18 protein-coding genes, 1 pseudogene and 2 riboswitches are annotated in these 22235 nt (G+C 71.7%); of the genes and pseudogenes, 12 read left to right on the top strand and 7 right to left on the bottom strand.

All coding sequences use genetic code 11. The annotated features are described in order from the left end of the window. Nucleotides 1-117: 117 nt before the first annotated feature. Nucleotides 118-1680, bottom strand: a complete 1563-nt coding sequence (locus ABTZ17_RS28630) for an aldehyde dehydrogenase family protein (RefSeq protein WP_352198643.1) — start codon at nucleotides 1678-1680, stop codon at nucleotides 118-120. 137 nt (nucleotides 1681-1817) lie between these two features. Between ABTZ17_RS28630 and ABTZ17_RS28625 the strand changes: the two genes are divergently transcribed. Together ABTZ17_RS28625 and ABTZ17_RS28620 are read left to right on the top strand one after the other, a co-directional pair. Next, entirely contained in the window at nucleotides 1818-2588 is a 771-nt protein-coding gene (locus ABTZ17_RS28625) for an IclR family transcriptional regulator (RefSeq protein WP_352198642.1), read from the top strand. Between the two features lie 132 nt (nucleotides 2589-2720). Beyond that, nucleotides 2721-3353: pseudogene (locus tag ABTZ17_RS28620) on the top strand (penicillin-binding protein 2); the annotation flags it as partial. A gap of 57 nt (nucleotides 3354-3410) precedes the next feature. Here ABTZ17_RS28620 and ABTZ17_RS28615 read toward each other — a convergent pair. From ABTZ17_RS28615 to gcvT, 5 genes are all read right to left on the bottom strand, one after another. Continuing rightward, nucleotides 3411-4793: an L-serine ammonia-lyase gene (locus tag ABTZ17_RS28615; protein WP_352198641.1), complete on the bottom strand. Its 1383-nt coding sequence runs from the start codon at nucleotides 4791-4793 to the stop codon at nucleotides 3411-3413. A gap of 124 nt (nucleotides 4794-4917) precedes the next feature. Then, the gene (locus ABTZ17_RS28610; protein WP_352198640.1) at nucleotides 4918-6579 is read right to left on the bottom strand and encodes an APC family permease; all 1662 of its coding nucleotides are present in this window, start codon (nucleotides 6577-6579) and stop codon (nucleotides 4918-4920) included. A gap of 211 nt (nucleotides 6580-6790) precedes the next feature. After that, nucleotides 6791-8047, bottom strand: coding sequence for a serine hydroxymethyltransferase (gene glyA / locus ABTZ17_RS28605; RefSeq protein ID WP_352198639.1), 1257 nt, complete (start codon nucleotides 8045-8047; stop codon nucleotides 6791-6793). Between the two features lie 29 nt (nucleotides 8048-8076). Continuing rightward, complete coding sequence (gene gcvH, locus ABTZ17_RS28600) at nucleotides 8077-8457, bottom strand: glycine cleavage system protein GcvH (protein ID WP_352198638.1); 381 nt, start codon at nucleotides 8455-8457, stop codon at nucleotides 8077-8079. A 79-nt stretch (nucleotides 8458-8536) separates the two neighbouring features. Next, the gene (gene gcvT / locus ABTZ17_RS28595) at nucleotides 8537-9652 is read right to left on the bottom strand and encodes a glycine cleavage system aminomethyltransferase GcvT (protein WP_352198637.1); all 1116 of its coding nucleotides are present in this window, start codon (nucleotides 9650-9652) and stop codon (nucleotides 8537-8539) included. Nucleotides 9653-9695: 43 nt separating this feature from the next. Next, nucleotides 9696-9819, bottom strand: a riboswitch (glycine riboswitch). Beyond that, a riboswitch (glycine riboswitch) is annotated at nucleotides 9820-9929 on the bottom strand. 140 nt (nucleotides 9930-10069) lie between these two features. Here gcvT and ABTZ17_RS28590 point away from each other — a divergent pair. The 3 genes from ABTZ17_RS28590 to ABTZ17_RS28580 all read left to right on the top strand — a co-directional run bounded on the left by ABTZ17_RS28590 (nucleotide 10070) and on the right by ABTZ17_RS28580 (nucleotide 12558). Continuing rightward, nucleotides 10070-10870, top strand: a complete 801-nt coding sequence (locus ABTZ17_RS28590; protein ID WP_502994881.1) for an AAA family ATPase — start codon at nucleotides 10070-10072, stop codon at nucleotides 10868-10870. A gap of 55 nt (nucleotides 10871-10925) precedes the next feature. Further along, entirely contained in the window at nucleotides 10926-11690 is a 765-nt protein-coding gene (locus ABTZ17_RS28585) for an enhanced serine sensitivity protein SseB (protein ID WP_352198636.1), read from the top strand. A gap of 118 nt (nucleotides 11691-11808) precedes the next feature. Beyond that, complete coding sequence (locus ABTZ17_RS28580) at nucleotides 11809-12558, top strand: enhanced serine sensitivity protein SseB C-terminal domain-containing protein (RefSeq protein WP_352198635.1); 750 nt, start codon at nucleotides 11809-11811, stop codon at nucleotides 12556-12558. 43 nt (nucleotides 12559-12601) lie between these two features. On the opposite strand, the gene ABTZ17_RS28575 is transcribed toward ABTZ17_RS28580, so the two are convergent. Next, complete coding sequence (locus ABTZ17_RS28575) at nucleotides 12602-13582, bottom strand: ArsR/SmtB family transcription factor (RefSeq protein WP_352198634.1); 981 nt, start codon at nucleotides 13580-13582, stop codon at nucleotides 12602-12604. Nucleotides 13583-14217: 635 nt separating this feature from the next. Between ABTZ17_RS28575 and ABTZ17_RS28570 the strand changes: the two genes are divergently transcribed. The 7 genes from ABTZ17_RS28570 (at nucleotide 14218) to ABTZ17_RS28540 (ending at nucleotide 22167) form a co-directional block, all read left to right on the top strand. Then, nucleotides 14218-15210 carry an ABC transporter permease gene (locus ABTZ17_RS28570; RefSeq protein ID WP_352198633.1) on the top strand — a complete coding sequence of 331 codons (993 nt, stop codon included), beginning with the start codon at nucleotides 14218-14220 and terminating at the stop codon, nucleotides 15208-15210. Between the two features lie 80 nt (nucleotides 15211-15290). Further along, complete coding sequence (locus ABTZ17_RS28565; protein WP_352198632.1) at nucleotides 15291-17063, top strand: ABC transporter substrate-binding protein; 1773 nt, start codon at nucleotides 15291-15293, stop codon at nucleotides 17061-17063. 125 nt (nucleotides 17064-17188) lie between these two features. After that, entirely contained in the window at nucleotides 17189-18187 is a 999-nt protein-coding gene (locus ABTZ17_RS28560; protein ID WP_352198631.1) for an ABC transporter permease, read from the top strand. Continuing rightward, on the top strand, nucleotides 18184-19281 hold the full coding sequence (locus tag ABTZ17_RS28555) for an ABC transporter ATP-binding protein (RefSeq protein ID WP_352198630.1): 1098 nt from the start codon (nucleotides 18184-18186) through the stop codon (nucleotides 19279-19281). The genes ABTZ17_RS28560 and ABTZ17_RS28555 overlap by 4 nt, the downstream gene beginning before the upstream one ends. Next, the gene (locus ABTZ17_RS28550; protein ID WP_352198629.1) at nucleotides 19278-20387 is read left to right on the top strand and encodes an ABC transporter ATP-binding protein; all 1110 of its coding nucleotides are present in this window, start codon (nucleotides 19278-19280) and stop codon (nucleotides 20385-20387) included. Before ABTZ17_RS28555 ends, ABTZ17_RS28550 begins: the two co-directional genes overlap by 4 nt. Before the next feature lie 172 nt (nucleotides 20388-20559). Further along, nucleotides 20560-21216: a trimeric intracellular cation channel family protein gene (locus ABTZ17_RS28545; RefSeq protein ID WP_352198628.1), complete on the top strand. Its 657-nt coding sequence runs from the start codon at nucleotides 20560-20562 to the stop codon at nucleotides 21214-21216. 72 nt (nucleotides 21217-21288) lie between these two features. Continuing rightward, a complete protein-coding gene (locus ABTZ17_RS28540) occupies nucleotides 21289-22167 on the top strand; it encodes a thioesterase family protein (RefSeq protein ID WP_352198627.1) in 879 nt (292 codons plus the stop codon). Nucleotides 22168-22235 lie beyond the last annotated feature (68 nt).

The raw sequence follows: 22235 nt of genomic DNA, 5'->3' as shown, positions 1-22235 counted from the left end.
GTCCGCGTGATCAGCGAGGGCGCGCCGAACTGCCCCAGCTCACGGGCCGAGAAGCTCTGCACGCGGTCGAACACCGCCGCCCGCACGTCATCGCCCCGCGCCGCCGCCCGCCGGTGTCTAGAGCGGGGCCGTCGGGCCCTCCGGGACCCCGTCCACCCGCCGTGGCAGCCCCAGCGGGTTGCCCTCGCGCAGCTCGGCCGGCAGCAGCGGGTCCGGGACGCCCTGGTAGACCACCGGGCGCAGCCAGCGCTCGATGGCCGTCCCGCCCACCGAGGTGGAGTGCGAGGTGGCGGCCGGGTACGGGCCTCCGTGGTGCTGGGCCGGGGCCACCGCCACGCCGGTGGGCCAGCCGTTGACGAGGATCCGTCCGGCCAGGCCGGTGATCCGGGCGAGCAGGGCGGCCGTCGGGCCGTCGGGCTCCTCGCCCGCGGTCTCGGCCGCGGACAGCTGGAGGGTGGCGCTGAGGTTCCCGGACAGCCGGTCCAGGACCGCCCCGGCCTCCTCGGGCCCGGCGTACCGGGCGAGGACGGTGACCGGGCCGAAGCACTCCTCCAGCAGCAGCCCGTGCGGACCGTCCGCCGGTCCGTCCACGAGCCGGCGGGCCGGCACGGTCAGGAAGCCGGGGGCCACCCCGTGCGGGCCGTCGGCCGCCGGGGCCACCGGTGCCGCCACCCCGGGGAGCGCGGCCCGCTCGGCCGCTCCGGAGAGGAAGTTCTCCCGCATCCGCGCGTCCAGCAGGACTCCGGGGGAGGCCCCGGCCAGGCCCTCGGCGAGGGCCCCGGCCAGCCGGTCCCCGTCCGGTCCCTCCGGCACCAGCACCAGGCCGGGCTTCACGCAGAACTGGCCCATGCCCAGGGTGGCGGCCCCCGCCAGGCCGGCGCCGATCTCCTCGGCGCGCTCCGCGGCGGCGGCCGGCGTGACCACGACCGGGTTGAGGGAGCCCAGCTCGCCGTGGAAGGGGATGGGCACCGGACGGGCCGCCGCCGCGTCGAACAGGGCCCGGCCGCCGCGGATCGAGCCGGTGAACCCGGCGGCGGAGACCAGGGGGTGCCGGACCAGCTCCAGGCCGGCCCCGAAGCCGTGGACCAGACCGACCACGGCCTCGGGCAGCCCCACCGACACGGCGGCGCGGCGCAGCAGGGCCGCGCACAGCTCCGAGGTGGCCGGGTGGTCCGGGTGCGCCTTGACCACCACCGGGCAGCCCGCGGCGAGGGCGCTGGCGGTGTCCCCGCCGGGGACCGAGAAGGCCAGCGGGAAGTTGGAGGCCGCGTACACGGCGACCACGCCCAACGGCACCTTGGAGCGGCGCAGTTCCGGCCGGGGCGGCACCAGCGAGGGGTCGGCCCGGTCGATCCGCACGTCCAGGTAGCCGCCGTCCTCCACCACCTCGGCGAAGGCCCGCAACTGGTAGGTGGTCCGGGCCAGTTCCCCGGTGAGTCGGGGTGTGCCCAACGCGGTCTCGGCGTCCGCGGCGGCGGTCACCTCGGCCGCCGAGGCGTCCAGGAGGTCGGCGGCGGCCCGCAGGAAGGCGACCCGCGCCTCCCGTCCGGCCAGGGCGCCCCGCGCCGCGTGGGCCGCCGTGACGGCCGCGTCCACCTCCGCCGGTGTGGCCTCCGCCGCAACCTCCCCGAGTCGCTTTCCGGTGCGGGGGTCCACACTCCAGACTGGTGTTGCTGCCATGGCGCCACGGCCTCCCGGATCCACGCCGTCCCCCAGGAGTGCGTTCAGTATGCTGAACGGCGTTCCTGTAGGTGAATGATCGTTGTGGTGCGGACTCTATTTCCGCGCCGTACGCGTGACAAGAGGGGCCAGAGACGATGGCAACAGCCGAGCCGGGGGCGGCCCCGGTCAAGTCAGCCGTGCGGACCGTGGAACTGCTGGAGTGGTGCGCCGCCCGCCCCGGGCTGCACACCCTCGCCGGGATCCAGGAGGGCGTCGGCTACCCCAAGTCCAGCCTCTACATGCTGCTCCGCACCCTCGTGGACCTCGGCTGGATGGAGACCGACGCCACCGGCACCCGCTACGGGATCGGCGTCCGGGCCCTGCTCGTCGGCAGCTCCTACATCGACGGGGACGAGGTCGTCGCCGCGGCCCGCCCCGTCCTGGACCGGCTCTCCGACGACACCACCGAGACCATCCACCTGGCCCGCCTCGACGGCGCCGACGTGGTCCACCTCGCCACCCGCCAGTCCCAGCACTTCCTGCGCCCCTTCAGCCGGGTCGGCCGCCGGCTGCCCGCCCACTCCACCGCCCTCGGCAAGGCCCTCCTCGCCACCCACGCCGACGAGGAGGTCCGGGCCCTGCTCCCGGCCCGCCTCGAAGCCGTCACCGAGCACACCATCACCGACCGCGAACAGCTCGTCGAGGAGCTGGCGCTCGTCCGCGAGCAGGGCTACGCCGTGGACCGCGAGGAGAGCACCCTCGGACTGCGCTGCTTCGGCGTCGCCGTGCCCTACCGGATCCCGGCCCGCGACGCCCTCAGCTGCTCGGTGCCCTCCGCCCGCCTCACCCCCGCCCACGAGCAGGGCATCCGCGCCGCCCTCTTCGAGGCCCGCGACCGGCTCACCCTGGCCACCCGACGCCTCTGACCGCGCCGCCGCCGGCCTCCTCCGACCCCCGCGGGGCCCGGCCGCCCGGCCCCGTATGAAGAAAAGCTGAGAACTCCGCCACAATCCGGGCAGACCGGAACGGTCCGGCCGCCCCGGGCGTCCCACAGGGGGATGAACAAGACGATCAGGCGTGCGTCGGTCTTCTGTCTGCTCTTGGTACTCGCCCTGCTGGTGCGGGTCACCTGGGTGCAGGCGTACCAAGGCCAGGCCCTCGCAGACGACGACAACAACAAACGGAACACCATCCAGCGGTACGCGGGCCCCCTCGGCAACATCATCGTGGGCGGCGCGGCGGTCACCGGCTCCAAGAAGGTGGACCAGGGCAACTTCATGTACAAGCGGACCTACACCGACGGTCCGCTCTACGCCCCCGTCACCGGCTACAGCTCGCAGGTCTTCGGCAAGAACCAGCTGGAGAAGCTGTACGAGAAGGTCCTCGACGGCTCCGACAGCCGCCTCAAGGACCCCCTGGACGTGCTCACCGGCAAGCGCGCCGACCCCGGCAACGTCATCACCACCATCGACCCGGCCGTCCAGAAGGCCGGCTACGCCGCCCTCAAGGGCAAGAGCGGCGCCGCCGTCGCCCTCGACCCCGCCACCGGCGAGGTCCTCGGCCTGGTCGTGAACCCCTCCTACGACCCCGGCCGGATCTCCGGCAGCACCAAGACCGACGGCAAGGCCTGGCAGGAGCTCAACGCCGACGAGGGCAAGGCCATGCTCAACGTGGCCCTGCGCGGCCCGGTCGCCCGTACCGTCCTGATCGGGGACGCCGTGGACGACGCCGTGGGGCGGGTTCCGCCGTCAGCACTCGATGACGTTGACGGCGAGGCCGCCGCGGGCGGTCTCCTTGTACTTCACCTTCATGTCGGCGCCGGTCTCCTTCATGGTCTTGATGACCTTGTCCAGGGAGACCTTGTGGCTGCCGTCGCCGCGCAGGGCCATGCGGGCGGCGGTGACGGCCTTGACCGCGGCCATGCCGTTGCGCTCGATGCAGGGGATCTGGACGAGTCCGCCGACCGGGTCGCAGGTCAGGCCGAGGTTGTGCTCCATGCCGATCTCGGCGGCGTTCTCCACCTGCTCCGGGGTGCCGCCCATCACCTCGGCCAGGGCTCCGGCCGCCATGGAGCAGGCCGAGCCGACCTCGCCCTGGCAGCCGACCTCGGCGCCGGAGATCGAGGCGTTCTCCTTGAAGAGCATGCCGATCGCGCCGGCGGCGAGCAGGAAGCGGACCACGCCGTCCTCGTCGGCTCCCGGCACGAAGTTCACGTAGTAGTGCAGGACGGCGGGGAGCACGCCCGCGGCGCCGTTGGTGGGGGCGGTCACGACCCGGCCGCCGGCCGCGTTCTCCTCGTTGACCGCCATCGCGTAGATGGTGGTCCACTCGCTGCGGTGCAGCATCGGGTCGCCCTCGGTGCGCAGCTGGCGGGCGGTGGCGGCGGCCCGGCGCTTGACGCGCAGGCCGCCGGGGAGGATGCCCTCGCGGGCCATGCCGCGCTGCACGCAGGACTGCATGACCCGCCAGATCTCCAGGAGGCCCTCGCGGATCTCCTCCTCGGTGCGCCAGGCCTTCTCGTTCTCCAGCATCAGCGAGGAGATCGACAGGCCGGTCTCCTGGGTGAGGCGCAGCATCTCGTCGCCGGTGCGGAAGGGGTGCCGCAGCACGGTGTCGTCGAGCTTGATCCGGTCCTCGCCGACCGCGTCCTCGTCCACGACGAAGCCGCCGCCGACGGAGTAGTAGGTCTTCTCCAGCAGCGGGGTGCCCGCGGCGTCGTAGGCGAAGAGGGTCATGCCGTTCGCGTGGTACGGCAGGGAGCGGCGCCGGTGCAGGATCAGCTGGTTCGGCTCGTCGAAGTCGATCTCGTGGGCGTCCCCTATCTCGGCACCCAGCAGACGCAGCCGGCCGGTCCGGCGGATCCGCTCGACCTCGTCGTCGGCGGTCTCCACGTTCACGGTGCGGGGGGAGTGGCCCTCCAGGCCCAGCAGGACGGCCTTGGGGGTGCCGTGGCCGTGGCCGGTGGCGCCGAGGGAGCCGAAGAGCTCCGCGCGCACGGCGGTGGTCTGGGCGAGGACGCCGTCCTTCTTCAGTCGGTTGACGAACATGCGCGCGGCGCGCATGGGCCCGACCGTGTGGGAGGAGGACGGGCCGATGCCGATGGAGAAGAGGTCGAAGACGGAGATGGCCACGGGTCGGACTCCCTTGTCAGCTCGTGGAGGGGGGGCAGGAGAGGGGGATGTGTACGGATTTCGTCCGACAGACGAGCCTAACCCGTGGAGGTGAACGGCTCGCCCGTCGGAGGCGTGCTAGCGGCTACGCGTGGGACAGCTCACGTTCGCGGTCCTTCCCCGGGTCCGGGGCCGCGGGGCCGTCGGAGCCGTCGAGGACCGGGTCGGGGCCGGGCAGCCCGGCCCGGTGGGCCCGCACGCCCGCGCGGACCGCCCAGAAGTAGGTGCCCAGGGCCAGCGCGGCCACCAGGGCGATGTCCAGGCCGCCGGGGATGGTCCCGCGGCCGCCGAAGTCGGTGCCGCCCAGCCAGGAGAGCAGGGACAGGCCGCCGAGGAAGAAGACGATCCACCAGGCCGGGGCGAACTGGCGGGCGAGGTTCCGCTCTCCCTTCCGGGTGAGTACCAGGGCCGCGAGGGGAGCGGCGAGCAGGGTGAGGGCGGTGACGATGCCGGTGTTGGGCCACTTCGACCAGTAGAGGGCGCAGGCGGCGAAGACGAAGGTCAGGGGGCAGAGCACGGAGGCCAGCGGCAGCCGGAAGGGCCGGGGCAGGTCGGGCTTGGTGATCCGGAAGACGCCCACCGCGACCGGGCCGATCAGGTACGAGATCACCATGGCCGCGGAGATGATCGGGGCGAGGGTCTTCCAGCTGTGGCCGACGGTGACCAGGAGCAGCACCGAGAAGCCGAGGTTCATCCACATGGCCGGGCGGGCGGTGCCGTACACGGGGTGGGTCTGCTGGAGCTTCTTCGAGAAGAAGCCGGTCTCGGAGAGGTTGCGCACCATGTAGGCGGCGGAGGCCACGTTGGCGATGTTGGAGCCGGCGGGGGAGATGAAGGCGCCGAACTGGAGCATCACCACCACCCAGTGGATCATCAGGAGCTTGGCCAGCTCGGCGAAGGGCGAGTTGAAGTTGACCCCGGACCAGCCGCCGGCCTGCGCCAGGTGCTCCGGCGGGACGGCGCCCAGGAAGGCCGCCTGGAGGGCCAGGTAGATGACCAGGCCCAGGGAGAGGGCGCCGACCAGGGCGATCGGGATGGCGCGGCCGGGGTTCTTGGCTGCCCCGCCGAGGTTGACGACGGCCTGGAAGCCGTTGAAGGCGAAGACCACGCCGGAGGTGGTGACGGCGGTCAGGACGGCGGTCCAGCCGTTGGGGGCGAAGCCGCCGTGGGCGGAGAAGTTCTCGGTGTGGAAGCCGGAGGCGACCAGGGCGATCACGGCCAGCACGGGGATGGCGAACTTCACCAGGGTCAGTCCGGCGTTGATCCGGGCCAGCAGCTGGACCGACCAGTAGCAGGACAGCCACAGCAGCACCGTCAGCAGCAGGGCAACGCCCATGCCGAAGCCCGTGAGCTGGTGGTTCCGGGCGTCCACCAGGTCCTGGGCCCAGCCGAAGCTCCAGGAGGACATGTACTGGGTGGCCGCGATGGACTCGATCGGGATGAGCGAGGCCACCGCGATCCACACGGCCCAGCCGGTGACGAAGCCGAGCACCGGGCCGTGGCTGAGGTGGCCGTACCGGGCCATGCCGCCGGGGATCGGGTAGGCGGCGCCGACCTCGGCGTAGGACATGGCGATCATGCCGATGAACACCGCGCCGATCACCCAGGCCACCAGCGCGGCCGGACCGGCCACCTGCGCCGCCGTGCCCGCTCCGAAGAGCCAGCCGGAGCCGAAGATCGAGCCGATGCCGATCATGATCAGCGCGAAGAGACTGAGTCCCTTCCTGTTCGCCGCGCTCATGTCCATGGGGGGTGTCCGTCCTGCCGGATGCGAGGTGTAGATCCTTATTCAGAGCCTATTTGCCATTTTTTGGATGATTCAGTGGCGATAGGTCGCATCCGACCGGGGCCTTGGTCATGAGTGGTCATGAAAAGGGGTCCGGCCCTGTGGAAAACACGGGCCGGACCCCTTCACGCCGTCCGGAGACCGACTGCACGCCGGTCCGGTCCGCCGGGTGTTACAGCGACGGGTACAGCGGGTGCTTGTCGGCCAGCGCCGACACCCGGGCCTTGAGGGCCTCGGTGTCGAACGAGGGCTTCAGGGTCTCCGCGATGATGTCGGCGACCTCGGTGAAGTCCTCGGCCCCGAAGCCGCGGGTGGCCAGGGCCGGCGTGCCGATCCGCAGGCCCGAGGTGACCATCGGGGGCCGCGGGTCGTTCGGGATGGCGTTCCGGTTGACCGTGATGCCGACCTCGTGGAGACGGTCCTCGGCCTGCTGGCCGTCCAGCTCCGAGTTGCGCAGGTCCACCAGGACCAGGTGCACGTCGGTGCCGCCGGAGAGCACGTCCACGCCCACGGCCTTGACGTCGTCCCGCACCAGGCGCTCGGCGATGATCTTCGCGCCCTCCAGGGTGCGCTCCTGGCGCTCCTTGAACTCGGGGGAGCCCGCGACCTTGAAGGACACGGCCTTGGCCGCGATCACGTGCTCCAGCGGGCCGCCCTGCTGACCCGGGAAGACCGCGGAGTTGATCTTCTTGGCCAGCTCCTGCGTGGACAGGATCACGCCGCCGCGCGGACCGCCGAGGGTCTTGTGCGTGGTGGTGGTGACCACGTGGGCGTGCGGCACCGGGTTCGGGTGCAGGCCCGCCGCGACCAGGCCGGCGAAGTGCGCCATGTCGACCATCAGGTAGGCGCCGACCTCGTCCGCGATCCGACGGAACGCGGCGAAGTCCAGCTGGCGCGGGTAGGCGGACCAGCCGGCCACGATCAGCTGCGGCTTGGACTCCTTGGCGAGGCGCTCGACCTCGGCCATGTCCACCTGGCCGGTCTCGTCCACGTGGTACGGGACCACGTTGTAGAGCTTGCCGGAGAAGTTGATCTTCATGCCGTGGGTCAGGTGACCGCCGTGGGCCAGGTTCAGACCCATGATCGTGTCGCCCGGCTTCAGCAGCGCGAACATCGCGGCCGCGTTGGCCTGGGCGCCCGAGTGGGGCTGCACGTTGGCGGCCTCGGCGCCGAACAGCGCCTTGATCCGGTCGATGGCGATCTGCTCGACCACGTCGACGTGCTCGCAGCCGCCGTAGTAGCGGCGGCCCGGGTAGCCCTCGGCGTACTTGTTGGTCAGCACCGAGCCCTGGGCCTCCATGACCGCGACCGGAGCGAAGTTCTCCGAGGCGATCATTTCCAGGGTGGACTGCTGGCGGCGGAGCTCGGCGTCGACGGCGGCGGCGACGTCCGGGTCCAGCTCGTGGAGGGGCGTGTTCAGAACGGACATGTCTATCCCTCGGTCGGGGCGGAGGCGGGTCAGCCGGCGGTGAAGGCCGTGTACTCGTCGGCGGAGAGCAGCTCGTCCTCACCGCTGGTGATCTTCACCTTGAAGAGCCAGCCGCCCTCGAACGGAGCGGAGTTCACGAGCGCGGGGTCGTCGACCACGTCCTGGTTGGAGGCGACGACCTCACCGCTGACGGGCGCGAACAGGTCGCTGACCGACTTCGTGGACTCCAGCTCGCCACAGGTCTCGCCCGCGGTCACGGAGTCGCCCGCCTCGGGGAGCTGGGCGTACACGACGTCACCGAGCGCGTTGGCCGCGAACTCCGTGATGCCGACGGTGGCGACGCCGTCCGCGTCCACCTCCGTGACCCACTCGTGCTCCTTGGTGTAACGCAGCTGCTGGGGGTTGCTCATGACCTGATTCTCCTGGATGCGGGGGAGTGCTGATGAACGGTGGTCTTGCGGGGTGAGACGGGCGCCGCAGGGGCGATCGTCACTTCTGCCGCTTGTAGAACGGCAGGGCGACGACCTCGTACGCCTCATGCGTACCGCGAATGTCCACGCCGACGCCGGAGGTGCCGGGCTCGGCGTGCGCCGCGTCGACGTACGCCATCGCGATCGGCTTGCCCAGGGTCGGGGACGGGGCGCCCGAGGTGACCTCACCGACGACCTCGCCGCCGGCCACGACGGAGAACCCGGCGCGCGGCACCCGGCGACCGGACGCGATCAGGCCCACCAGCTTGCGCGGGGCCTGCTCGGCGGCCTTCGCGGCGGCGGCCTCCAGGGCGGCGCGGCCGACGAAGTCGCCCTCCTTCTCGAACTTGACCACGCGGCCCAGGCCGGCGTCGAAGGGGGTCAGCCCGGTGGTCAGCTCGTGCCCGTACAGCGGCATGCCCGCCTCCAGGCGCAGGGTGTCGCGGCAGGACAGGCCCGCCGGGACCAGGCCCACGCCCTCGCCCGCCTCGGTCAGCGCCCGCCACAGCCGCTCGGCGTGGCGGGGCTCCACGAACAGCTCGAAGCCGTCCTCGCCGGTGTAGCCGGTCCGCGCGATCAGCGCCGGGACCCCGGCCACCGTGCCCGGCAGGCCCGCGTAGTACTTCAGGCCGTCCAGGTCGGCGTCGGTCAGCGACTTCAGGATGCCGGGGGACTCCGGACCCTGGACGGCGATCAGCGCGTACGCGTCGCGGTCGTCGCGGACCTCGGCCTCGAAGCCCGCCGCGCGCTCGGTGATCGCGTCGAGGACCACCTGCGCGTTGGAGGCGTTGGCCACGACCATGTACTCGGTCTCGCCCAGCCGGTAGACGATCAGGTCGTCGAGGATCCCGCCGTCCTCGCGGCAGATCATCGTGTAGCGGGCCCGACCCACGCCCACCGTGGAGATGTTGCCGACCAGGGCGTAGTCGAGGACCTTCACGGCCTCCGGCCCGGTCACGGTGATCTCGCCCATGTGGGAGAGGTCGAAGAGTCCGGCCCGGGTGCGGACGGCGTTGTGCTCGTCGCGCTCGCTGGCGTACCGGAGCGGCATGTCCCAGCCCGCGAAGTCGGTCATGGTCGCGCCGAGCGCGCGGTGCACGGCGTCGAGCGCGGTCAGACGGGGGGTGTTCGGCATAAGGCTGGCTCTCCAAGGCGGGTCCACGACGGGCAGAGGACTTTCCTCCCCATCTGTCATCGGAACCTGAGAGGTTCATCACGACCGTATGTGCACACGGCAGCGACTTGCACCTTGGGTGGAACCGGCGGTACGTGACCCGTGCCCGGCTCGCTTTTCAGATGTGCCTCGCCCGCGCGGTACGGGGCCTGAGAGATTCAAGGGAGGGACTTGCTCCTTCGGCGTCCGCAGCCAGGTCCGGGATCCGGACGCTGCGGCACTCTCCCGCGCGGATTCAAGCGGCCTTTATGCAGTTGGTCGTACGGCTTGGCGCGCACATCATTGCATGAGCCGCTCCGGCCGGGAACCGTGGGAGGGCCATTACCGTCCTTTTACATTCAGTGGGCAGGGTCCCGGTGACCCGGCGAGGGGGATGCGATGACCATGCGGAGAACGGAAGCACCGGCGAGCGGCAGTACCGGGGGTCCGGCAGCCGGGATACCGGTCCAGCCGGGCCCGTGGAAGCGGTGGGCCGGGACCCCCGCGAGCCCGCCCCGGGCGGTCCGCCCGCACCCCGCCGGAGCCGCGCTGACGGCCCCCTTCGGCGTGCTCGACCTGCGCGGGCTCGACGGCCGCGGCCCGGCCCGCCTGGAGTTCCGCTCGGGGGACGTCCTCGTGGTGTCCGGACTGCCCGGCAGCGGCAAGAGCACCCTGATGAAGCGCGCCGTCCCCGGCGGCGGCATCGACTCCCAGGACGCCCGCGAGCGCTGGGAACGCCGCCTGCCCCGACTCCCGTACGCCCTCTACCGCCCGCTGGTCCGCGCCGCCCACTACGCCGGCCTGTGGCGGGCCCTGCGCTCCGGCACCGGACTGGTCGTCCACGACTGCGGCACCCAGCCCTGGGTGCGCGCCCTGCTGGGCCGGGCGGCCCGCCGCCGGAACAGGGACCTGCACCTGCTCCTCCTCGACGCCAGCCCCGAACAGGCCCTCTCCGGCCAGGCGGCCCGCGGCCGCGGGGTCTCCACCTACGCCTTCGCCCGGCACCGGGCGACCACCGCCGGCCTGCTGGCCGCCGTGGCCGCCGGGAAGGCCCCCGCGGGCTGCGCCTCCGTGGTGCTCCTCGACCGCCCCGCCGCCGCCCGGCTCGGGGCCATCGGCTTCACGGGCGAGGAGCGGACCCCGGCCCGCGCCCCGGGACCGCGGCCCACGACCGGGCGGGACCGGCGGCGGATGCCCTAGGGTCAGCGGCAAGGGGCTCCGGAGAGCCCGGTGACGGGCGGGGTGGAAGACGCGCATGCAGGACGGGACGTACGGGGCCGGCGGAGCGGCGGGGGACGGCTGGCCGGCCAACGAGCTGGAGGAGACCCTCGCGGCCTCGTTGGGCAACCCTGCCGCGGGCGGTCGGATCCTGGAGGTCCTCGGCCGCAGCCGGCTCTGGATCCCGCTGCCCGGTGGCGGCGCCCCCGACAGCCGGGAGCTCGACCTCCCCACCATGGACGTGGGCGGCGACGCCTACGTCCCCGTCTACAGCTCCGAGCAGCAGTTCCTGCGCTGCGCCGGACCGCACATGGCCTTCGCCGTGGCCCCGGCCGTGGAGTTCGCCCGCGGCCTGCCGCCCCAACTGGGCATCGCGGTGAACCCGGAGGGCACCGTCGGCGTCCCGCTGCCGCCGCCCGCCGTGGCCGAACTGTGCCGCACCGGCCGCACCCCCCTGGACGGCCCGGCCACCGGCGGCCGGGTCCGACTCTTCGAACCCGACTGGCAGCAGGACCCGGTGGACTTCCTCACCGCCGCCGCGGAGGAGTTCCGCGCCACCGGCGTGGTCGCCTCCGCGCACCGCTGCCTGGCGAGCATCGAGGGCGGCGAGCCGGTCCTCTTCATCGGAGTGCGGTTCACCGGCTGGGAGGCGGCCGACAGCAACGCCCCCATGGAGGCCCTCTCCCGGGCCCTGGCCCGCACCGCGCCGCCCTGGCCGGTGAACCTGCTGCTGCTCGACGCCGCCCAGGATCCGGTCGGCGACTGGATGACGGAACACGTCCGCCCCTTCTACCTGCCGTAGTCGCCCTTAAGCTGGTTACATTTCCTGGCCACGACCTCCGCACCGGCTCCGCGCCCCGCGGCGCGCGGCCGGCGGGAGCGTCACGACGGGCGGACGAGGACGAGAAGAGGGGTACCGGGTGACTGCGTCAGGCACGGCCGCGGCCGGACAGGCCGGACAGGTCGAGCACGTGCTGCGGCAGGTGACTCCCGGGCGCTACGACAGCTACGAGTCACTGCTGCACGCGCTCGCGGGCGGCAGGCTGTGGATGCTGCTCTTCGAGGGGCAGCCGGGCGCTCCCGAGGCCCGGTACGGCGGCATGCAGGTGGAGGGCCAGGGCTACGCGGCCTGCGTGACCTCCCCGCGCGAGCTGGGCGCCAGCGGCTGGAACCGCGCCTACGAGGAGGTGAGCGGCGCCGAGGTCGCCGCCGCCCTCTACCCCGAGCGCTGGGGCCTGTGGCTGAATCCGCACGCCCAGGGCGGCGGCGTCGGCATCCCGTGGGCGGACCTGCGACGGATCGCCACCGGCCTGGACCGGATGCCCGCCGGACCCCTGCGGCTCTCCGAGCCCGCCATCGAGCTGCCGCAGTTCTACGCCCTGCTGACCCAGCAGGCGCACCGCACCCCGGCGGTGCGGTCGCTGCGCCGGGTCTGGGTGCAGCCCGCGTTGGGCATCGCGTACCTGGCCATCGGCCTCGACCTGTACGAGGGCTCGGCCGCGGCGGTGGAGTCCGCGCGGGAGATGATGCGGCAGACCGTCTCCGCCGTCCCCGAGGGGCTCCCGGTGTCCACGGTCGCCCTGGCGGACGAACACGACCCGGTGGCGCTGTGGATGCGCTCCCAGGCCCGCCCCTTCTACGACCGCGAGGCCCACTCCACCCGGTACTGAGTCCGGGTCGGGATCCCCGGCCGCCGCCCCGCGCGGTCGGTCGTCAGTCCTCGTCCGGGGAGAGCAGCGAGGAGGCCAGCGCGGTCCGCCGGTGCAGCACCCAGCGGCCGGAGCGCTGGGAGGTCACCAGCCGGGAGCGGCGCAGCACGCCGAGGTGCTGGCTGACCGCCGCCGCGCTCAGGTTGAGGTAGGCGGCCAGCTGGGTGGTGGAGACCGGTAGGTCGAGGTGGGCCAGCAGGGCGGCCCGGCTGCGGCCGAGCAGGTCCCCGAGGGGTTCCGCGGCGGCCTGCGGGGTGTCCTCCCAGAGCGTGGCGATCCCGCGCGGCGCGTACGAGAGCGCCGGTTGGTAGGGCTCGTTGTGCAGGACGAGCAGGTTCGGCCAGGCGAACGCGCAGGGCACCAGCACCAGTCCGGTCCCGCAGGCGTCCCGGAAGGCGCGGTGTCCCGGTTTGTCGATGCGCAGCCGGTCCCCGGAGAACTCCGCCTGCGGGTGCAGGTCCGCGAACACCCGGTCCAGTCCGGAGGCGGCCGACTGGTGGGCCCGGTGGGCGAGGTCGGCGTCGTGGAGGGCGCGCAGCCGGGGCCAGACGGGGGCGATCGCGGCGTCCCAGTAGGCGGTCAGGATGTCCGCCAGTCGGGCGAGTCCGCGCTCCGGGTCCTCGTACAGGGGGCGCAGGGCGTCGGGCAGTCCCCGGTGGGCGAGGGCGAGTTCGTCGAGTCCGGCGCGCACCCGGGCGGGCGGGGTGGCGGCGACGGCGGCCACCTCGTCGGCGATCTCGCCGGTGAGCCGCTCGGGCGGCGGGGCGAGGAAGTCGGGGACGACCAGCGGCCCCGCGGCCAGGGCGTGCAGGGCCCGCAGGTCCAGCCCGTCCACGCGGGGGCGGGTCGCGGTCACCCAGGGGCGGTGGACGGCGGGGGAGCGGGTCCCGGCGAGCACCGGGACGCTGTGGACGAGTTCCTCCAGGGGTGACCGGGCGAACCGGATCCGGGCCAGGTCCCGAGGGGCGAGCCGTATCTCGATCACGTCCGGAGGATAGGGCGGTCCCCCGTTCCGCGACAGTCCCGGTCCGGCCGTCCTCGCCGCGTGCGGAGGTCGCCGGTCGGCGGGCACGAGGTTGCGGAACGGGGTAATCCGTTTAAGCCCCGGCGAAAGCGTGGAGGGGGCGGGGAGGTCCTGTCAGAGTCCTCTTCGGGCCGGTCCGGGCACGGGGGACGGCGACCGGGAACGGGGGGATCGCCACCGTGCGGCAGCGCCGCGACTCTGGGCGGGGGCGAGTCCGGATACTGGACAGTATGTCCGGAACCGGTGTTCCGTCGTCCGGACCGGCCACCTCAATTCGCCATGGTCAAGAGCGGGTTGGGGGCAATGTCCGATCCGCGCACAACGGGCCGTGTTGCACCGCTCAACCGCCCCACCAGTCCGAATACCGGAAGCCCGCTCGTCACATCACGGTTGCGCATCCATTCCCCGAGGGGTCTGGCGGGTGATCGTGAGCCCGATGAAGACTCCCCCCACCGAAGGCCGGTCAATCCCGAAACCACCAGCCCTTCCGGTGCACTTCAGACGCAGTTCGTACCACCAGCGACACCGATGTGAACAGGCCGCTACAGCGGCGGGCATGGGCCGGCCATCGTCGGCCGAGAGGGGTCCCCACCACGATGACGGCACCACTGCACGACACGAGCACGGACGAGCCCGCAGCCGTCGTCGCCGCCGAACCCCAGAAGGCGATCGAGGGCCGCTCGCCCTGGAAGATCGCCTGGACCCGACTCAAGCGGGACAAGGTCGCCCTCGCGGGCGGTTTCGTGGTCCTCCTCCTGATCCTGATCGCGGTCTTCGCGCCGCTGATCGTCAAGCTCCTCGGCCACCCGCCGGACGAGCTCCACGAGGACCTGCTGGACCCGCTGCTCGGCCTCCCGCTCGGGGACTACGGCGGCATCAGCAAGGACTTCCTGCTGGGCGTGGAGCCGGTCAACGGCCGCGACGTCTTCAGCCGGATCGTCTACGGCGCCCGCATCTCGCTGCTGGTGGCCTTCCTCTCGGCCTTCGTCGCGGTCACCCTGGGCACCGTCTTCGGCATCATCGCCGGCTACTTCGGCGGTTGGGTGGACGCGGCCATCAGCCGGGTCATGGACCTCCTGCTGGCCTTCCCGCAACTGCTGTTCATCATCGCGCTGATCTCCGTCATCCCGAGCAAGCTCTGGGGCTTCGAGGGCTCCGGCCTGCGGATCGCCGTCCTGGTCCTGGTCATCGGGTTCTTCGGATGGCCGTACATCGGGCGCATCGTCCGCGGGCAGACCCTCAGCCTGCGCGAACGGGAGTACGTGGAGGCGGCCCGCAGCCTGGGCGCCGGCCGCGGGTACATCCTCTTCCGCGAGCTGCTGCCGAACCTGGTGGCGCCGATCACCGTCTACTCGACGCTGATGATCCCCACCAATGTGCTGACCGAGGCCGCGCTCAGCTTCCTCGGCGTCGGCGTCAAGCCGCCGACCCCGTCCTGGGGGGAGACCCTCGCGACGGCCGTGCGCACGTACGAGGACGACCCGCTCTTCATGATCTTCCCGGGCGTGGCGATCTTCATCACCGTGCTGGCGTTCAACCTCTTCGGCGACGGCGTCCGTGACGCCCTCGACCCCAAGGGCGCGCGCTAGCGATGGCAGGAATACCCCGAACATCGGCTCCAGAGGCCGGAACTACAACGGAGGTTGCGAGCATCGTGACTAACCACCGCATGTCGAAGCGCAGGCTCGCCGCCGGCACGGCCGTCGTGCTCGCGGCCATGCTGGGCGTCACCGCCTGTGGCGGGGGCGGCAAGGACGGCGACAAGCCGGAGGGCGGGAAGGGCGCCGCGGCCGGCTTCAACGCCGGTATCAACAAGGTGTCGAACGCGTCCGACAAGAAGGGCGGCGAGCTCAAGTTCGTCGGTACCCAGGACGCCGACTCGTGGGACCCGCAGCGCGGTTACTACGGCTTCATGTGGGACTTCGCGCGGTACTACGCCCGCACCCTGGTCTCCTTCAAGCCCGCCCCCGGCACCGGCAGCACCGAGCTCGTTCCGGACCTGGCCTCGGCCGCCCCCGAGATCTCGGCGGACGGCAAGACCTACACCTTCAAGCTCAAGGACAACGTGTTCTGGGAGGACGGCAGCCCCGTCACCGCCCAGGACATCAAGTACGGCATCCAGCGCACCTGGGCCCAGGACGTCATCTCCGGCGGCCCGGTCTACCTGATGCAGGTGCTGGACCCGAAGAGCGAGTACAAGGGTCCGTACAAGGACACCTCGAAGGACAAGCTCGGCCTGAAGGCCATCGAGACCCCGGACGCGAAGACGATCGTCTTCAAGCTGCCGAAGGCCAACGGTGACTTCCTCCAGATGCTGGCCATGCCCGCGGCCGCGCCGGTGAAGAAGGACAAGGACACGGGCGCCAAGTACGGCCTGAAGCCCTTCTCCAGCGGCCCGTACAAGATCGACTCGTACGAGCCCAACAAGAGCATGAAGCTCTCGCGCAACACCGCCTACAAGGCCGAGTCGGACACCATCCGCAAGGCCCTCCCGGACACCATCTCGGTGACGTTCATGGCGAACGCCGACGACATGGACAAGCGCCTGATGAACGGGGAGTTCGACCTCGACATCAACGCGACCGGCATCGGCCAGGCGGCCCGCGCCACCGCGCTGCGCGAGCACAAGGGCAACCTGGACAACGGCCAGACCGGCTTCATCCGGTACGCCGTCATGCCGCAGAAGGTCGCCCCCTTCGACAACATCGACTGCCGCAAGGCCGTCATCTACGCCGCGGACAAGAAGTCCCTGCAGACCGCCCGCGGCGGCCCGCAGGCCGGTGGCGACATCGCCCCCAACATGCTCCCGCTCGGCATCAAGGGCGCCGACGGCGCCTACGACCCGTACGAGGTCCTGAAGAACGACAGCAAGCCGAACATCGCCAAGGCCAAGGAGCACCTGGCCAAGTGCGGCAAGCCGAACGGCTTCAAGACCACCATCGCGGTCCGCAACAACAAGCCCGTCGAGGTCGCGACCGCCGTCTCCCTCCAGAACGCGCTGAAGGAGGTCGGCATCCAGGCGGACGTCGACCAGTTCGACGGCGCCCAGACCTCGGGCATCATCGGTTCGCCGAAGGTGGTCAAGGACAAGGGCTACGGCATCATCATCATGGGCTGGGGCGCCGACTTCCCGACCGGTCAGGGCTTCTCGCAGCCGCTGGTCGACGGCCGGTTCATCCTGCAGAGCGGCAACAACAACTTCGCCGAGCTCAACGACCCGGCGATCAACAAGCTCTTCGACGACGCCATCGCCGAGACCGACCCGGTCAAGGCCGGTGACATCTACAAGCAGATGAACCAGAAGGTCTCCGAGGCCGCGGTCTACCTGCCGTTCGTCTACGACAAGAACATCACCTGGCGGTCCACCCGCCTGACGAACGCCTACACCACCGACGCCTACAACGGCCGGTACGACTACGCCTCGCTCGGCGTCGTCAAGTAACACCCCGTCAGTTCCAGTTCCAGTGCCACACCCGCTAGGCACGAAGGGCAGGTGATGGCCGCGGCGACGGCCTGGGGGCGCCCTCCAGAAGGGGGCGCCCCCGGGCCGCAGCCAGGCCGAGCGCAGTGCTTGCATATCTCATCCGGCGCATCTTCGCCGTCGTCGTCATGCTGTTGGTCATCACCCTGATGACCTTCGGAATCTTCTTCCTGTTCCCCAAGATGATCGGGGCCGACCCGGCGCTGTACTTCGTCGGCAAGCAGTCCGACCCCGCGGCCATCGAGGGAATCCGGCAGAAGATGGGGCTGGACGACCCCATCCTCGTCCAGTTCGGAAAGTTCGTCGTCGGCCTGGTGGCGGGGCGTACCTACGCCAACGGCAACGACGTCACGCACTGCGCCGCGCCTTGCTTCGGCTACTCCTTCAAGACCGAGCAGGAAGTCTTCCCGCTGCTCACCGAGTGGCTGCCGGTCACCCTCTCGCTGGCCGCCGGTGCGGTGGTCCTGTGGGTCCTCGGTGGCGTGGCCGCCGGTGTGATCTCCGCCCTCAAGCGGGGGACGGTCCTGGACCGCTCCGCGATGGGCCTGGCCCTCGCGGGCGTCTCGCTCCCCATCTACTTCACGGGCATGCTCGCCATCGCCCTCTTCTCGGACCAGCTCGGCTGGTTCGGGCGGCCCGGCGTGGAGTTCGCCGAGGATCCGGGCAAGTGGTTCAACGGCATGGTCCTGCCGTGGGTCTCGCTGGCCTTCCTCTACGCGGCGATGTACGCGCGGCTCACCCGCGCGACCATGCTGGAGGTCCTCAACGAGGACTACATCCGCACCGCCCGCGCCAAGGGCCTCACCGAGCCCGTGGTCATCGGCAAGCACGCCATGCGCTCCACGATGACCCCGATCCTCACGGTCCTCGGCCTGGACCTCGGCGCCCTGCTGGGCGGCGCGATCCTGACCGAGTACACCTTCTCGCTGCACGGCCTCGGCTACAGCGCGGTCCGCGCGATCAGTGACCACGACCTGCCGGTCATCCTCGGCATCACCCTGATCTCCGCCTTCTTCGTGGTGGCCGCCAACCTCGTCGTGGACCTTCTGTACGCGGTGATCGACCCCCGAGTGAGGCTGTCATGACCGACCTGACCAAGACCGGAGCGGTGCACGAGCCCGTCGCCGGCAGCGCCCCGGGCACCGCCTTCCTGGACGTCCGCGACCTGAAGGTGCACTTCCCCACCGAGGACGGCCTGGTCAAGTCCGTGGACGGGCTCACCTTCCAGCTGGAGAAGGGCAAGACCCTCGGCATCGTCGGCGAGTCCGGCTCCGGCAAGTCGGTGACCTCCCTCGGCATCATGGGTCTGCACCGGGTCGGCCAGTACGGCCGCCAGAAGGCGCGGATCTCCGGCGAGATCTGGCTGAACGGCAGGGAGCTGCTGACCGCCCCGGAGGAGGAGGTGCGCAAGCTCCGCGGCCGCGAGATCGCCATGATCTTCCAGGACCCGCTGAGCGCCATGCACCCGTACTTCACCGTCGGCAAGCAGATCGCCGAGGCGTACCGGGTCCACCACAAGGTGGACAAGAAGACCGCCCGCACCCGCGCGGTGGAGCTCCTGGACCGGGTCGGCATCCCCGAGCCGCAGAAGCGGGTGGACAGCTACCCGCACGAGTTCTCCGGCGGCATGCGCCAGCGCGCGATGATCGCCATGGCCCTGGTGAACAATCCCGAGCTGCTGATCGCGGACGAGCCCACCACGGCCCTCGACGTCACCGTGCAGGCCCAGATCCTGGACCTGATCCGCGACCTCCAGAAGGAGTTCGGCTCCGCGGTCATCATGATCACCCACGACCTCGGGGTGGTCGCGGAGATGGCCGACGACCTCCTGGTCATGTACGGCGGCCGGTGCGTGGAGCGCGGCAGCGCCGAGAAGGTCTTCTACGAGCCCCGCCACCCGTACACCTGGGGGCTGCTCGGGTCGATGCCCCGCATCGACCGCGACCAGACCGAGCGCCTCATCCCGGTCAAGGGCTCCCCGCCCAGCCTCATCAACATCCCGAGCGGCTGCGCCTTCCACCCGCGCTGCCCGTACGCGGACCTGCCCAAGGACAACCTCACCCGCACGGTCCGCCCGGAGCTGGTGGAGGAGGACGGCACCCGGCACTGGTCGGCCTGCCACCTGCCGCAGGAGCAGCGGAACCGGATCTGGACCGAAGAGATTGCGCCGAAGCTGTGACCGACAACGACAAGACGGCCGTGGCCACGGTCCCCGGCCAGGCGACCGCCTCCCCGGAGGCGCTGCTGACGGTGTCCGGACTCACCAAGCACTTCCCCATCCACAAGGGGCTGCTGCGCCGGCAGGTGGGCGCGGTCAAGGCCGTGGACGGGATCGACTTCGACGTCCGTCGCGGTGAGACCCTCGGCGTGGTCGGCGAGTCCGGCTGCGGCAAGTCCACCATGGGCCGCCTGATCACCCGGCTGCTGGAGCCCAGCAGCGGGAAGATCGAGTTCGAGGGCACGGACGTCACCCACCTCGGGGTGGCCGCGATGCGCCCGTTGCGCCGCGACATCCAGATGATCTTCCAGGACCCGTACGGCTCGCTGAACCCGCGCCACACGGTGGGCACCATCGTCAGCGCCCCCTTCAAGCTCCAGGGCGTGCAGCCCGAGGGCGGCCTGAAGGCGGAGGTCCAGCGGCTGCTGTCGCTGGTGGGCCTGAACCCCGAGCACTACAACCGCTACCCGCACGAGTTCTCCGGCGGCCAGCGGCAGCGCATCGGCATCGCCCGCGCGCTCGCGCTGAAGCCCAAGCTCGTGGTGGCCGACGAGCCGGTCTCCGCGCTCGACGTGTCGATCCAGGCGCAGGTGGTCAACCTGCTGGACGACCTCCAGGACGAGCTGGGCCTCACGTACGTGATCATCGCCCACGACCTGTCGGTCATCCGGCACGTCTCGGACCGGATCGCGGTCATGTACCTCGGCAAGATCGTCGAGCTGACCGACCGCAAGTCGCTGTACGAGTCGCCCATGCACCCGTACACCAACGCCCTGATGTCGGCCGTGCCGGTGCCCGACCCGCGCCGCCGCGGAGCGAAGAGCGACCGGATCCTGCTCAAGGGCGACGTGCCCTCGCCGATCGCGCCCCCGCCGGGCTGCCGCTTCCACACCCGCTGCTGGAAGGCCACCGAGGTCTGTAAGACCGTCGAGCCCCCGCTGTTGGCGCTGAAGACCGGCCACCAGGTGGCCTGCCACCACCCGGAGAACGCCCCCGCGGGCTCCGACGCCGCGGTGGCGGACGCGGTGGCCGAGCAGGACGAGCAGCGGACGTCCGCCGAGGACTGACGGTTCACGACGGACGGCCGGGCGGACGGCGGGCGGTCGGCGGGCGCGGAAGCGCGGTCCGACCGCCCCCGCGTCCGCCCGGTCGTGACGTCCGCGTGAATTCCGCTCGGCCCGGAGCGGCCCCCGCCCGGTGCCGGTCGGTGCGCCCCCGGGCGGACCGCACAATGAACGGGTGCTCCACGATCTGTTCTCCCCGGAGGTCCAGCACGCGCTGGACCTCGCGGGCATCTTCGTCTTCGCCACCTCCGGCGCCCTGCTGGCGGTCCGCAAGAACTTCGACATCTTCGGCATCGCCGTCCTCGCGCTCGTCACCGCCCTCGGCGGCGGGCTCTTCCGGGACCTGGTGATCGGTGCCGTCCCCCCGGCCGCCTTCGGCGAGCTGAGCTTCTTCGTGACCCCGCTGGTGGCCGCGGGCTGCGTCTTCTTCCTCCACCCCGAGGTGCAGCGGATCAACCGCGCCATCAACGTCTTCGACGCGGCGGGACTCGCCCTGTTCACCGTCACCGGCACCACCAAGGCGTACGAGTACGGGCTGGGCCTGACGGCCTCGGCCGCTCTCGGGCTGGCCACGGCGGTGGGCGGCGGCGTGCTGCGCGACGTGATCGTCAACGAGGTGCCCTCACTGCTGCGGGACCGCGAGATGTACGCCGTGCCCGCCGTGGTGGGCGCCGCCATCGTGGCCGTCTCCATCGCCTTCGACAGTCTGAACGCCCTGACCACGGCCCTGGCCATCGTCACCACCTTCGTCTTGCGACTGCTCGCGATGCACTTCCACTGGCAGGCCCCGCGCGCCTGGAACCGGCGCTCCTCGGTGGCCGAGGAGCAGTGAGCCCCGCCGGAGGGGCGAACTCCGATCAGAAAAAGCTACCGCTTAGTAGCAACCGGGTGTAGCGTCGTTCCCATGACCACTGCAGCCCAGGCACCGGCCCCCGCCCCGGCCCTCCGCGGGACGATCGGCGACAGCGAGTTCGACCGGGACACCGCCGTCCGCCCGCGCGGCGCGGCCGAACCGGGGGTCTTCGACGCCGAGCTGTCCGCAGGGTGGACGATCATCAGCGCCGTCAACGGCGGCTACCTCCTCGCCCTCGTCGGCCGGGCCCTCTCCGAGGCCCTGCCGCACCGCGACCCCGTCACGGTCTCCGCGCACTACCTCAGCGCCTCCGTGCCCGGCCCCGCCGTCATCCGCACCGAACTCGTCAAGGCCGGCCGCACCCTCTCCACCGGACAGGCCTCCCTCTACCAGTTCGACGAGAACGGCGCCGAGGTCGAGCGCATCCGCGTCCTGGCCCGCTACGGCGACCTCGCCGCGCAGTCCGCCGAGGTGCGCACCACCGCCGCCCTCCCCGACATCCCCGCCTACGAGCACTGCCTGAGCGCCGACTCCGGCCCCGCCCCCATCCCGGGCAGCTCCGCCATCGTGGACCGGCTCCGCCTCCGCCTGGACCCGACCACCGCCGGCTGGGCCGTCGGCGCCCTCTCCGGCCGCGGCGAGATGCGCGCCTGGTTCGCCCTGGCCGACGGCCGCGACGCCGACCCGCTCTCCCTGCTCCTCGCCGTGGACGCGCTGCCGCCCACGGCCTTCGAGATGGGCCTGATGGGCTGGACCCCCACCATCGAACTCACCACCCACGTCCGCGCCCTGCCGGCCCCCGGCCCGCTCCGCGTCTCCATCACCACCCGCAACCTCGCCGGTGGATTCCTGGAGGAGGACGCCGAGATCTGGGACTCCGAGGACCGGCTGGTCGCCCAGTCCCGGCAGCTCGCCGGCACCCCGCGCTGACCCCCCTGCCCCGCGGCGCGCCCCCCCCCGCCGGCGCCGGCACGCACCCCCCCCAGCCCCCCGCCCGC

The sequence above is a fragment of the Streptomyces sp. NPDC097619 genome (genome assembly GCF_040302735.1).
GTDB lineage: Bacteria > Actinomycetota > Actinomycetes > Streptomycetales > Streptomycetaceae > Streptomyces.
This window is presented reverse-complemented; position numbering and strand designations above follow the sequence as displayed.